Annotated in this window: 10 protein-coding genes; 3 read left to right on the top strand and 7 right to left on the bottom strand. The window is 48.6% G+C overall.

What is annotated here, in order from left to right:
• Positions 1 to 108 precede the first annotated feature (108 nt).
• Positions 109 to 1,821, top strand: a complete 1,713-nt coding sequence (locus AC56AD_RS04400) for an IS1634 family transposase (RefSeq protein WP_012507668.1) — start codon at positions 109 to 111, stop codon at positions 1,819 to 1,821.
• 67 nt (positions 1,822 to 1,888) lie between these two features.
• Here AC56AD_RS04400 and AC56AD_RS04395 read toward each other — a convergent pair whose 3' ends face one another.
• From AC56AD_RS04395 to AC56AD_RS04380, 4 genes are all read right to left on the bottom strand, one after another.
• Positions 1,889 to 2,074 carry a YgiT-type zinc finger protein gene (locus AC56AD_RS04395; protein ID WP_397234009.1) on the bottom strand — a complete coding sequence of 62 codons (186 nt, stop codon included), beginning with the start codon at positions 2,072 to 2,074 and terminating at the stop codon, positions 1,889 to 1,891.
• Between the two features lie 138 nt (positions 2,075 to 2,212).
• Entirely contained in the window at positions 2,213 to 2,548 is a 336-nt protein-coding gene (locus AC56AD_RS04390; protein ID WP_012507666.1) for a calcium-binding protein, read from the bottom strand.
• Positions 2,545 to 3,057: a DUF6398 domain-containing protein gene (locus AC56AD_RS04385; RefSeq protein WP_012507665.1), complete on the bottom strand. Its 513-nt coding sequence runs from the start codon at positions 3,055 to 3,057 to the stop codon at positions 2,545 to 2,547. Before AC56AD_RS04385 ends, AC56AD_RS04390 begins: the two co-directional genes overlap by 4 nt.
• A 379-nt stretch (positions 3,058 to 3,436) precedes the next feature.
• Positions 3,437 to 4,120 carry a DUF134 domain-containing protein gene (locus tag AC56AD_RS04380; protein WP_012507664.1) on the bottom strand — a complete coding sequence of 228 codons (684 nt, stop codon included), beginning with the start codon at positions 4,118 to 4,120 and terminating at the stop codon, positions 3,437 to 3,439.
• Between the two features lie 827 nt (positions 4,121 to 4,947).
• On the opposite strand from AC56AD_RS04380, the gene AC56AD_RS04375 reads away from it, so the two are divergent.
• The gene (locus tag AC56AD_RS04375; RefSeq protein WP_012507663.1) at positions 4,948 to 5,493 is read left to right on the top strand and encodes a pyruvoyl-dependent arginine decarboxylase; all 546 of its coding nucleotides are present in this window, start codon (positions 4,948 to 4,950) and stop codon (positions 5,491 to 5,493) included.
• 183 nt (positions 5,494 to 5,676) lie between these two features.
• Here the strand turns inward: AC56AD_RS04375 and AC56AD_RS04370 are convergent, their stop codons facing one another.
• Together AC56AD_RS04370 and AC56AD_RS04365 are read right to left on the bottom strand one after the other, a co-directional pair.
• Positions 5,677 to 6,816, bottom strand: a complete 1,140-nt coding sequence (locus AC56AD_RS04370; RefSeq protein WP_012507662.1) for a type III PLP-dependent enzyme — start codon at positions 6,814 to 6,816, stop codon at positions 5,677 to 5,679.
• 15 nt (positions 6,817 to 6,831) lie between these two features.
• Positions 6,832 to 8,289, bottom strand: a complete 1,458-nt coding sequence (locus tag AC56AD_RS04365) for a homospermidine synthase (RefSeq protein ID WP_012507661.1) — start codon at positions 8,287 to 8,289, stop codon at positions 6,832 to 6,834.
• A 448-nt stretch (positions 8,290 to 8,737) separates the two neighbouring features.
• Here AC56AD_RS04365 and AC56AD_RS04360 point away from each other — a divergent pair, with 448 nt between their 5' ends.
• Positions 8,738 to 9,370, top strand: coding sequence for a TatD family nuclease-associated radical SAM protein (locus AC56AD_RS04360; RefSeq protein WP_012507660.1), 633 nt, complete (start codon positions 8,738 to 8,740; stop codon positions 9,368 to 9,370).
• A 100-nt stretch (positions 9,371 to 9,470) separates the two neighbouring features.
• Here AC56AD_RS04360 and AC56AD_RS04355 read toward each other — a convergent pair whose 3' ends face one another.
• Positions 9,471 to 12,896, bottom strand: a complete 3,426-nt coding sequence (locus AC56AD_RS04355; protein WP_012507659.1) for a vitamin B12-dependent ribonucleotide reductase — start codon at positions 12,894 to 12,896, stop codon at positions 9,471 to 9,473.
• Between the last annotated feature and the right edge of the window lie 100 nt (positions 12,897 to 12,996).

The following is a 12,996-nucleotide window of genomic DNA, read 5'->3' as shown; positions in this document are numbered from 1 at the left end:
TTTTTTCCGGAGAAGTTGTGTTTTTTTTAGAAAAACCGCGCTTTTTTCTTGCTTTTTAACGTGTACGTATGTATAATAAGGAAAACACTTTAAAAAGGAGAATACCCCGTGTCTAAACCAGTAACTGGAAAAACTCACGTTGGCGAACGGCGTGAAAGGCGCCCGAATGGCGATATTTACATCTATGAGCGGGTTACAGGCTATAATGAACGAACCAGAAAGACCTATACCGTCAGTCAGAAGCTCCAAGGGAAAATCAAGTCGGGAACACAGGAGATAATCCCTACACGCCCGAAAAAAAGCAAAAATGAAGGGGGCTTGGTTGGTGCGCTACGCAGGCACAGTGGCCTCACGGATCTTCTGGAGTGGGTCGGTAAAGCCTCCGGCATTGACGATGACGTGCGTTCTTCGTTCAGCGAGGGCGACGCTGCCAAGATTCTCTCTATTGCGCGTTACTGGATCGGTTCCGGCGGAAACACCTTGCCACGCCTTGAGGGTTGGCAGGTAATGCACTCCCTTCCCTACAGCGAAGTTATCACTGAAGACGTTTACAGTGACTTGTTCAAATGTGTCGGGTGCGACGAAGACCGCGTGCAGCGCTACTTCTCCTTCCGGGCGGATCGCCTGGGCAAGGCACCTGTGCTGGCGTTTGATTCGACCACGATATCGACCTACTCCGAGAACCAGTCGGAAGCACGGCATGGGTTCAATAAGGATGGTGACGGACTGAAAACCATCAAGCTTCTAACCTTGTATTCCGTAAAGAAACGCGAGCCGTTAGCATTCGCCAAGCAGCCTGGCAATGTTCCGGACGTCATATCCATTGAGAACACCCTGAAGCAACTCAAGTGCTTTAACCTTGAGAAACCCTTGATCGTTACCGATAACGGCTACTACAGTGAGGGGAACATGATGAAATTCGCCTTGCGCAACATGAAATTCCTTACTCTGGTTGACCCCAATATCACTTGGGTTCGCGAGACGGTGGATGCGCTTCGGGAGACGCTGGCGGGCATGTCGAGCACTTGCCAGTTTGATCCGTCGGTTTGCGGCGCCACGGCGATGAGAATGCACGAGTTCGGTCGAGTGCGCCAACTGTCGCGAAACGGCAAGCTGAGCGGAGAAGAAGAGAGGTTCGTGCGCCGCCTTTATGTCCATGTCTTCTATTCCCCTAACAGCGACACCAAGAAGCAGCTCGACTTCCGCAAGGAGCTGTTTGAACTCAAAGCTCAAGTAGAAGATGGGGTGATGGAGTTCACGAAATCTGCGCAACGAAAAATCGAGCGATATCTGATCTGCTCAAAAAAGGGGCGTGGTGGACAATTGAGGGTCGGTTTCAACGACAAGGCCATTGTCGAAGCGACGAAATACTTCGGCTATTTTGCGCTCGTCAGCAATCAGGCCATGAAGACCTTCACAGCGTTGGCAGACTATCGATTGCGTGAAAAAATAGAGGAGATCTTCGCCGTGGTGAAGGGAGGCCTTGATGGAGCAAGGCCGCGCACATGGCATCCAGACAACCTGCGGGGAAGGCAATTCGTACAGTTTGTGTCACTGGGGTATCATTGCTTCCTGACCAAGAAAATCAAGGAAATGCGGGCAGAGCTTGGAAAGAACGGAAGCGAAAAAACCAAAGCACTTGTCAATCTCGAAAAAAAATTGGAACAGTGGCTTGAGCAACGATCTCTCGCTCAGATTCTGGATTGGTTCGATTGCATTGAGACGACTCAAGTACGAACTGTCATGGGCAACTACCGCTGGTCTACTGAATCCGTAGCCAGAGATCGGCTGTTCCTGAAATATCTGGGAGTGACCTCATGATAGTGTGCGCTTTATCCTACTTTCAGGTTGGTAACTTCCAACATAATCTGTACGCCAAAAATGAATGTCAAGCAGATTTCACCAACTTTTCAGTCCTCTGATCCAGAGTGCACAGGACTTCTTGAATAGCTTCAACTTCGGGTTCATCAAAATAAACTTCGCCACACTGGGCGCATACCCAGGCAGGAATTCTGTCTAACGTGATGTGATAGCCTTTCCTGTCGGTATGAAAGGGTGCAATCCCCCGTTCCATATTCCCACTACAATACATGCAGTTCATCGTCTCCTCCTTCGTTTGAATCGGACTCCCACTCTTCACGGTTAGGAATATACGCTGGACAGAACTTAAGATATCTGAATAATCGGTCATAAGGGACTTTCAATTCGCATCTCAAGGGCTTGGAGCACTAATACCATATTTTATAAAGGTGTAACCGCCTCTGTAATATCCGTTCATGTGAGCGGCTGCCAACACTCTCCAACAGTACTCGCCTTGCAAAGCATCAACTCTTAAAAGTATAACCAACAATTTCAGGCAATCAAAAAACATCTCACCAAAACGGATAACAAACCCGCACCCCCGATTTGCCCAATAATGACAATCTTCAACCGCCTCACGGGTTGCTTTATCAGCGTCAACTACGGCAATCTGTGCCAGAGGAATGGCGAACTCACGACCGTGCCTCTTGTGCAATGCCTCACCTTCTGATGCCCATGCTTTTTTCATCGGTCTGCCGGAATGAAGGGAATCAATCCCTTTTCATAGGCAATGACCTGAAATTCACGTGACATCCGACGAATATCGACAATCATGCCATCAACCTGCAACATCCAGATCATTGGATTGTCATCTACATGGCATGGCAAACACCACTTTGGCTCAAGTGGATACATCTTCAGCAGATCACGAATCAGTTTGGCCTTGTTTTCTCCAGTACTTTTACTGACGCCACAGACTGCGCATAACTCATCCACCCGCAGGTGCGGAGTTTGCGTTTTATCGAACAGAAAATTGACGGTACCAAGCGCATAGAGAATACCGCATGCCCAAATTTCCGGTTTTCCCCTCATGATGGGAGAAGGTCGTTTGCGTGCAAGCGTTGCAGCCAACTGACGGGCAAGCGCCGCATAATCGCTGTTCAGGTGCTGTTGGCAAATACTCTCTGTCAGATTGACAATTGCCGCGTAGACAGGTTCTAAAGCGCCGGGAACGGACTCGGATTGTTTCCTGGGCATATTCAACGTTACCTTGAATGTTAAAATTACTTGTACGAAGCAAAACCTCAAGGCAACAACTTTCGCAAAACTGCGGAGATTGGACTTGCTCTATTGTCGTTGACGAGGGAAGAAACTGTATTTTCAAACAAGGTACGGTATGAAATGTAAATCCAAAACATCTTTACAACACTGCACAAAAATACTCCTGTGAACATCCTTACCATCGTCGGCAGCTCAACCAACGTATCATGAAACATCACTCACTCTGTTTCCCTAATAAAAAAACAGGGAATGGAGTGCACTGCCGAAATGCTTACACATGCCCGAAACTGAAGCGCCTGACCTGTTTAACGGTAAACAACTTTCACCAGTGTTCTCCCTCCACTCCCCGAATGGTTTATTGATCTCCCTCGTGGCGATGTACGTGCCCTGGAGAATCGCAGCATCTTTGGCCTAATCCCCGGCCCTGACCCTGGCCTTGACCCTGTCCCTTACCTTGGCCTTGGCCCTGACCTGATCCTCGGCCAGAACCATGGACCTCGCCCTCGCCTGAACCCTGGCCCATGCCTTCTCCCTCGCCGCTTCCCTGACCCGTGCCCTCACGATTCAGCCCGGTACGAAGACCTCGGCATTTTCCAGCTCCATTGCGTCCACCGCCAAAACTGCCGTCGGATGTGAGTCGATGAATATTTACACTCCCACATGACGGGCAGACCGCCGGTCTCTCAACCCCATGCGCCACGCTCCATTGATGAGAGCAGGTTGCACATTTAAACACTCTTTCTTCACTTGTAACCATGATAGTTCCTCCTGTTACGGTTAACTTTTTTCCTGAAACCAGCATCTGGCTCACCTTATGGCGGGCCGATGCAAGAATATTGCCAAACGTCTGACGGGAAACATGCATCTGTTGAGCCGCAGCATCCTGATACAACCCCTCGAAATCTGCAAGCCGGATCGCTTCAAACTCATCGAACGAAAGATCAACTGTTTCGAGCGTGACTGCCGAAACTTCAGCAGGTCCAAAAAGCCGAAACTCCGGATTGCATCCTATTTTTCTGCATTTTACGGGTCTTGCCATATCGATTCACCATTGTTTTTATTCCCTGTTGCGCCTTAGTTATTGGCATATGCTAATAATATAGCACAAAAAAAACCACCTGACAAGCAGATGGCTCTCATTATTTTATCATAACCGAAAATAAAGTCCCTTCCCCACAAGTAGCGAGGAATGCAACCCAGAGAGATTAGAGTTCGAAGGGCATAAACAAAACCTTGTTTACGGTTGAGATATCAAGAACAACATGAATAATATACCGAGAGGTTGTCTGATGTTCTCGTTGTTTACAAATATGTAACAGAAATATCGAACTCCATCAGCTCATGAGTATGAAAAAAAAAGCATCTCCGCTGCAAGAGCGACCTTTTTGGAATGATCGCTGTATCAGGTATCTGTCGTTCACTAACTTTTCAGGCTTCTAACCACTCTTCGGCATCTGAGCCATCCTTCTCGTTCGTTCGTTTCGTTTGACATCATTCTCATTAATCGGTTTTTCAGCAAAGCCAACTGATTATACAAATGAATGTTACACACACATCGTTCTGGCTTGCGCCAACCCTGTCAATTCCTCATGTTACCGACGAAAGGGAATCTGTTAAATATATGTTAATTCTGGCAACACCTATCTGCACCTACAACTCACAAAAATTACATCCCGGAAATACAAATAACCTTTATTTTATTATATTAAAACAAGTAAGAAATATATACCCATTCAAAATAACAGCGTATACGTTATCGGGAAAATCGTTTTTGAAATCAGTACCTCACAATAAACCATGGGGTTATTTATACTTATTTAATATCTTCCGAAGTATTGTCCCAAAACTTAATCTGGAGGCTGAATATTGTCATTTGTTCCATCAAAAGTTTTTTTCACCAAAGGGGTTGGAAGGCATAAGGAGTACTTATCGTCGTTCGAGCTGGCGTTGAGGGATGCTAAAATTGAGGGGTGTAATCTTGTTACCGTATCCAGTATTTTTCCACCTCACTGCAAACGCATCAGTGTTGAGGAGGGGGTAAAACTTCTTCGTCCCGGACAGATCACCTTTGCCGTTATGGCTCGCAATTCTACCAATGAATATAATCGTCTGATTGCAGCTTCGGTTGGTGTTGCCATCCCGGCAGATGAGACGCAGTATGGTTATCTGTCGGAACATCAACCTTACGGAGAATCTGCCGAACAGTCGGGTGAGTATGCTGAAGATCTGGCGGCAACAATGCTTGCAACAACCCTCGGTATTGAGTTTGATCCCAACAAAGACTGGGACGAGCGTGAAGGTATCTACAAAATGAGTCACAAGATTATTAATTCCTACAATATTACCCAGTCTGCCGAGGGTGAAAACGGACTCTGGACAACGGTCATTTCGTGCGCTATTCTTTTGCCTTGATATAAAACGTTATTTTTTCAGGCAATGAAACTCCGTTACTCTTATGCCAGATCGACCGGTTCATGTGCAAAAACATCGCTGAAGCTCCGGCACCGTTTGAACCGCCTTCAGAGTCTGGCTCCGAAGGCGCTGATTCCCTGGTTACAAGTCTCCCGGTTCAAACATGATCATGATCACCGTAACCTATCTGTTGATATGCAAAACCTTTGCTGGCGGAAAGCCATTAAAGTAAGTCGATGACGCATGACTGTAGGCTCCAATATTTTCACTATAGAGTAAATCCCCAATCGAAAGGTCTTCGGGCAAAAGATTCGCCATAGTGATAGTGTCGAGAGCGTCACAGGTAGGGCCATACACTGCACACATTTTCTCATTGCCCTCTTTGAAGGATTTTACAGGATATTCGCAGTGATCAAAGATAATCCCTGAAAAGGTATGATAAACCCCGTCATTGACGTAATAACATCTTTTACCGTCACGATAGGCTGTACCGATAATCTCCATCACAACCCAGGCGGCAGTTGCCACTAAAAATCTTCCCGGTTCGGCTATGATTTCAATATCGGGCGGAAAGAGCCGGTCAATTTCGGAATTGAGCATGATGGCAAGCTCGGCAAAAGGTCTCACATTTTTGTCATAGGGAGCGGGAAAACCGCCGCCAATATCAAGGATTTTTACCTGCGTATACCCTCTTTCCCACGATTCCTTAAAAATATTGGCCGCCAGATTAAGGGCCTGAATATAATTCTGGAAATTTGTGCACTGACTGCCGACATGGAAGCTTAAACCCTCAACCACCAGTCCACTTCTGAACGCTTTTTCTATAAGATCAACAGCCTCTCCAGGGTCTGCACCAAATTTGGAAGAGAGCTCTACCATGGCTCCGGTATTCGGCACTTTTATGCGTAAAACAAGACCGGTATTCGGTGCATAGGTAGCGATTTTCGCTATTTCATCTTCATTATCAAAGGTGACCAACGGTTTATACTGGTCGAGTTCCTTGAGCGTGGGTATTGGCTTTATCGGATTGGCATAGATGATTTTATCCCAGATAAAATCCTGTTGCTCTTCAGGCGTCAGGCTTTTAATATTTTCATAGACCGCAAGAAACTCAGGCATTGATGCAACATCAAAGCTGGCGCCGGCATCATAGAAGGTTTTAACGATCTCTTTTGCGGAGTTTGCTTTAACCGCAAAATAGGCTTGAACCCTCGGAAGATGCCGCTTGAACTCACGATAATTGGCACGCAAAACCTCATGATCGACCACAAATAACGGTGTGCCATGCTCTAAAGCCAATTGTTTTAAATCTTGAGCTATCATCGAGTGTATCCTGTTTTAATCATTATCGGTAATAAGAAAGTTCTTGAACTGCCAGGGATCTGTTTCATCAATATCCGGTGCATTAAACCCTGCAAAAAAGTTGGGATTGTATTTTAAGGGTGTCCAATCGGAAGCTTTTGATATGAAGTTGCCAAGATAAGGTTTTGCAATTCCAAGAATATACTCATGGTCGATATTATCCGGCACAACAACACCCCTTTCAGGATTTTCGATCATCCACATACAGGCTGCGACCACCGATATTGCCACCTGCATCGTCGTAGCATTCTGATGAGGCACCAGCGCTCTGGATTGCTCTATACTCAGGTCAGAACCTGTCCACCAGGAGTTAAAGGGATGACCCATCAGCAGCGCCCCAAGAATATCAGAACCCTTGGTGATCTCATCATTCATGATCCTGAAATTGGTCTGAAGTCTGTAATCATAACCACGCAGTTCATGCAGAGAGGTAATGGCGGCATCACTCGGACAATAGGCGTAGTGCACCGTTGGGCGGTAGATGGCTTGCCCCTCCTGATAGACTGTGAGATAGTCAGATATCGTAAACGCTTCGCCATGCCGCACTACCATGCCACGTATATCATAATCAGGCACCCAGGAGCAGACCCAGGTATTCATACCCATTTTAGCAAGGCAAATCTGGTTTTTTGGCCCATCAGTATGGGTATAGGCAAATTGTGGCAGCTCTTTTTCATGGGTTCCCCACCCCATTTCAGCCGTTGTCATGCCCTCTTCACGGAATCCCTCAACACTCCATGTGTTGACAAACTCGTCAACCTGTTTTGGAACGTCAGAGATTTGTGTGTCCCTTTCAGAGCAATGAATCACTTTTACGCCCAGCTCCATAGCCAGCTCATTAAAGACTCTTTTTTCAGCCAACTCTTTAATAATTTCGGCTTGAGCAGGGCCGACCTTGTTCCGGGCAATGACTGCGTCGGCAATATCAAGTAACCCCTGTTTGGTAAAATGCGATATCAATCCGGGATTGGCGCCATGCTCAAGCACCGCAGTGACCCCTTTATCTTTCCACTGTGACGTCATGCGGCGGATGTTCATATGCCGCCAGTAGAGTGTTCTTTCGGCAGGAGGCCTGGTCTCAACCCCTGTATAAGGATCCCACACTTCTACCGATGTGTTAATATAGAGGACACCATGATCATGACACCATTGAAGAATTTCACAACAATCAATATTCCACGCCAAATCGATTATCAAGTCCCCCTCGGCAACATAAGAGGAAAGGGTTTGCGCTATGTTATACGGTGTTATTTGATGGTTAATGTAGGTAACGCCCAATGCTGTCCACGGTGACACTTTTTCACGAATATCCTCAAAATCCATAATGGTGACCTGAGTATAATCGACGTTAATGTGTTTAAAAAGAACAGGAACGGTGCATTGGGATACTGAGCCGAATCCAATAATGAGTATTTTTTTATCAAAATTAATCACGATTTTTCACCTTTTTTTTAATAATCCTGAGATATACAGAATGTGAATTTTGTTCTGTTTTCGAGCCGGGAGAGGCCCAATGCGTCCTCGACATTCAAACAACCTGTACGGTCTGGCCAGAACGACGATGCAAGGATTGCCTCAAATTTCCGGAGAATAACAGCCTTAACTTTCGGTCACACCGTAACCGCTTCCATGACAACTCCGTCCGATAGTTTAATGATCTTAAAGAATGCGGTAAGATACTCTGTCAGAAACTAAGAAGCAAAGAGAGGCCGCGAACTTCACCAAAACATCACACAACGCTCAAATGGATACTCCGGTAACCAACAAAAAAACAATCCATAAGGCACGTAAACCCGGTCGCAAACCCGCTGCTGGCAGATAAGCGAGGGTATCCTGATGGTTGTTCTTGTATATTGTCACCACGTACCAGTCAGGTGCCTCAATGATCCCTGTTGTTTTTCTCTCCATCACTCCTGAAATCATGCCCACTCTTGCCTACACTATCGGAAACTCGCTCTACCTGAATATTACCAACCGCTGTTCAAACGACTGCTCGTTCTGCATTAAATACAACAGCAGAACATTCGGTGACGACGACCTGTTTCTCAAGACCGAGCCCTCATTCGATGAAATCATGGCTGCCATTGCAGCGTTCAGTGATTTTGAAGAGGTTGTTTTCTGCGGGTATGGGGAGTCACTGATCCGGCTTGAGATGGTCAAGCAGGTGGCAGCAGCGATCAAACAGCACTATGGTACACGTGTTCGCATCAATACCGACGGTCAGGCAAATCTGGTACATGGCAGAAACATCATACCTGAGCTGGCAGGAATTATCGATTGCCTCTCCGTCAGCCTGAATGCATCGGATGCAGAAACATATATGCGCTTGTGCAACACCCCTTTCGGGGCTGCGGGCTTTACTGCCGTCTGCGACTTCATCCGTCTGGCAGCAGCAACAATACCGGAAGTCATTGCAAGCGTCGTCCGTCTCCCCTCAGTTGATGTGGAGGCCTGTAAAGCTCTCGCTCTTTCACTGGGTGCATCATTCCGGGTACGATCCTATTACGGGGGGTAACGACGATACCGTAACAGATGCTCAGAGTTGTGCCGGCAATTGTACCTTCCCAACGAACCCGAGATCAAGCACGGGATCGTTGCAAGAAGAATATTCCCGGTTACGAGCAGCCGGTGGTCATGCCACAATCGTCGCAGACCTTGCAGGTTCCGTTCTGCTTGACGCGCATGGAGCCGCAGTTTTCACACTGCTCGCCGGTATAGCCCTGCACTTTTGCCTGATAGACCTGGCTGTTACGTGTGGCGGAATGTTCCGGCTGGGCGTGCACGGCCAATGATGGCACAGCAACCTGCGCATGACCATTCTCCCCATTGCTTTCGAGCACTTCATCAACCGCCTTGACATGGACGAAATCCTTGCGGCCAAGATAGTCGTAGCCGATTGAGCGGAAGACATAATCGAGGATTGAGGTGGAATTCTTGATAGCATTGTGCCCCTGAACCGCGCCTGCAGGTTCAAAACGGGTAAAGGTGAAGCTGTCAACCAGCTCTTCGAGCGGCATACCATATTGCAGCGCTTTGGAAGCGAGCACAGCAAAACAGTTCAAAAGACCCTTGAATGAGGCGCCCTCCTTGTACATGTCGATAAAGACCTCGCCGAGAGAGCCATCATCATACTCCCCTGTCCGGAGAAAAACCTTGTGGCCGCCTACATAGGCTTCACGGATATACCCCTTCCTCCGCTTTGGCAGCATCCTGCGCTCGGAGCGGTGGTAGACCCGCTCAACAATACGCTCCTGAACCTCCCGAGGCCCTTTGGTTTCATCAAGGCTCTCTTCTGTTCCAAGCATGATGATCTCATCAAGATCCTGATAGCTTGAAATATTGAGCGGCTGGGAGAGCTTCGAGCCATCACGGTAGATGGTAATCGCCTTGACCATCTGCAACCAGGCAGCCTGAAAGACCTCACCGATTTCAACGGTCGTCGCCGTACCCGGCATGTTGACCGTTTTGGAGATAGCGCCTGAAATGAAGGGCTGTACGGCAGACATCATGCGCACATGAGCCATGTGTTTGATATAGCGGAGCCCTTTGCGACCACAGCGGCTTGCACAATCAAAGACCGGCAGATGTTCCAGCTTCAGATGGGGAGCGCCCTCGATGGTCATGGTTCCACAGATATAATCATTGGCCAGCTCGGCATCCTGCTCGGTAGCGCCAAGCGCCAGCAGCATGTCAAAATCAGGATTGTTGAGCTGCTCTTCGGTAAAGCCGAGCGCGGCACAAAAATCCTCGCCAAGAATCCACTTGTTGAAGGCAAAACGGATATCAAAGACCGCTTCAAGCTGCGACTCAACAATTTCAATCTTGTCATCCGGGAACCCACGGCTTTTCAGCCACTGCCGATTCAGTGAAGGCGAACCGGAGAGCGTGCCATGCCCCTTGCAGTAGTGCTCGATATCATCAATCTGCGCCGGGGTATAGCCGAGACGCTCAAGGGCTTTGTGTACCGACTGGTTGACGATCTTGAAATAGCCGCCACCCGCCAGTTTCTTGAACTTGACAATGGCAAACTCCGGCTCGATACCGGTGGTATCACAATCCATCACCAGACCAATCGTACCGGTCGGAGCAATAACACTCACCTGCGCATTACGGAAACCATACTGCATGCCCTTCTCCAGCGCCAAATCCCATACCTTTCCTGCCGCTTCGAAAAGCTCACCGGGGCAGTACTCCGAATCAATCCCGCGCGGCTTGACCGACAACCCCTCATACTCCTCTTCCGACATATTCCTTGCCGCCCGGCGATGGTTGCGAATAACACGCAGCATCTCCTCACGGTTGGCCTCATAGCCGCTGAAAGCGCCAAGATCATGGGCCATCTCCGCCGAGGTCACATAGGCCTGACCGGTCATCACGGCAGAAATTGCTCCCGCCAGGGCCAGCGCCCTGGGCGAATCGTAGGGAATACCGAGCACCATCAGCACCGTACCAAGATTTGCAAAACCGAGACCAAGAGTTCTGAACTCGTAACTCAGGCGGGCAATCTCCCTGGAAGGAAAGTGGGCCATCAGAACAGAAATTTCAAGCACGACGGCCCAAAGAGCCGAAGCGTGCTGCAGCTCCTTCACCTTCATCCTGCCTGAAGCCTCATCAATAAAATGAATCAGGTTAAGACTGGCCAGATTGCAGGCTGTATCGTCAAGGAACATGTATTCCGAACAGGGATTGCTCGCATTGATGCGTCCACTCTTCGGGCAGGTATGCCATTCGTTAATGGTGGTATCGAACTGCAAACCGGGATCGGCACACTTCCATGAACTGAGAAGAATTTTCTCCCACAGGTCACGCGCCTTGACCACCCGTGCCGTCTTGCCGGTTGTCCGCTCACGCAGGCTCCAGACATCATCATTTTCCACCGCCTTCATGAACTCATTGGTCATGCGGACCGTATTGTTGGAGTTCTGCCCGCCAACGGTCTGATAGGCCTCCGACTCGTAGTTGGAGGTATACTCTTCAAAATCAAGCGTTGTATATCCCTGCTCAACAAGGGCAAGCACACGAACGATGTAACTCATCGGCACGGCCCTGCTGAGCGCATTCTGTATCAGGCGGTGCAGTTGAGGGTTTGCCTTGCGGTCAGCGCCATTGGCAAGAGCCTCCTCAACAATCGCCTGGAGAAAACGGGAGCAGATTCGGGAACCGGCCACAAGCGAAGCCACCTTATCCTCCTCCTTCGCCTTCCACTCAATAAATTTCTCCACATCAGGATGGTCGATATCCACAATCACCATCTTGGCTGCACGACGTGTTGTACCGCCCGACTTGATGGCGCCCGCCGCAGAATCAAAAATTTTCAGAAAACTCATCAACCCCGACGAACTTCCTCCCCCGCTCAGCTTCTCCCCCCCGGAACGAAGATTGGAGTAGTTGGTACCCGAACCACTGCCAAACTTGAAAACCCTCGCCTCACGAATTGCCAGATCAAAAATGCCTCCATCATTGACCAGATCATCACTGACCGACTGGATAAAACAGGCGTGAGCCTGGGGACGCCCGTAGGCATCTTCCGACTCCTTCACTTCACCACTCTCCGGATCAACATAGAAATGGCCCTGCGCCGGACCGGTCGTGCCATAGGCGAAATTGAGCCCCGTATTGAACCACTGCGGCGAGTTGGGAGCAGCCATCTGCCGGAGCATCATGAACGCCACCTCATCATAAAAGGCGGCAGCATCATCAGGGGTATCAAAATAGCGGTTCTTCTCTCCCCAATCCCTCCAGCAACCCGCCATACGATGCACAACCTGGCGTATCGAATGCTCACTGCCCGTTACCGGATTGCCTGCGCTGTCGGTCACAGCAGCGCCCTTTTCATCAAAAAGGGGTATGCCTGTTTTGCGGAAATATTTCTGGGCAAGAATATCGGCAGCAACCTGCGACCACTGCTTCGGCACCTCAATATTGTTCATTTCAAAGACCTTCGAACCATCAGGATTCCTCAAAACAGAGGTGCGAAAGGTGTATTCGAAACAGTCATAAACATTTTCACCGGGGCTGGTGAACAAACGGGATATTTTCATGGGATCTCTCCGGAGTCAAATATGAAATCGGAAGGGTAACTTATTCCTTATAATAGAGTTACACCTTCCGACAGCAGTAAGGGTTATTGTCACGAATCCA

It is taken from the genome of Pelodictyon clathratiforme (assembly GCF_982375515.1).
The sequence above is the reverse complement of the archived record's forward strand: the minus strand, read 5'-3'. Positions and strand labels throughout refer to the sequence as shown.

Coding starts and splice junctions, on each gene's coding strand:
- AC56AD_RS04385 (WP_012507665.1), bottom strand. CDS start 3,057: ATGCCCAGGAAACAATCCGAGTCCGTTCCCGGCGCTTTAGAACCTGTC.
- AC56AD_RS04355 (WP_012507659.1), bottom strand. CDS start 12,896: ATGAAAATATCCCGTTTGTTCACCAGCCCCGGTGAAAATGTTTATGAC.
- AC56AD_RS04370 (WP_012507662.1), bottom strand. CDS start 6,816: ATGATAGCTCAAGATTTAAAACAATTGGCTTTAGAGCATGGCACACCG.
- AC56AD_RS04380 (WP_012507664.1), bottom strand. CDS start 4,120: ATGGCAAGACCCGTAAAATGCAGAAAAATAGGATGCAATCCGGAGTTT.
- AC56AD_RS04360 (WP_012507660.1), top strand. CDS start 8,738: ATGATCCCTGTTGTTTTTCTCTCCATCACTCCTGAAATCATGCCCACT.
- AC56AD_RS04390 (WP_012507666.1), bottom strand. CDS start 2,548: ATGAAAAAAGCATGGGCATCAGAAGGTGAGGCATTGCACAAGAGGCAC.
- AC56AD_RS04395 (WP_397234009.1), bottom strand. CDS start 2,074: ATGGAACGGGGGATTGCACCCTTTCATACCGACAGGAAAGGCTATCAC.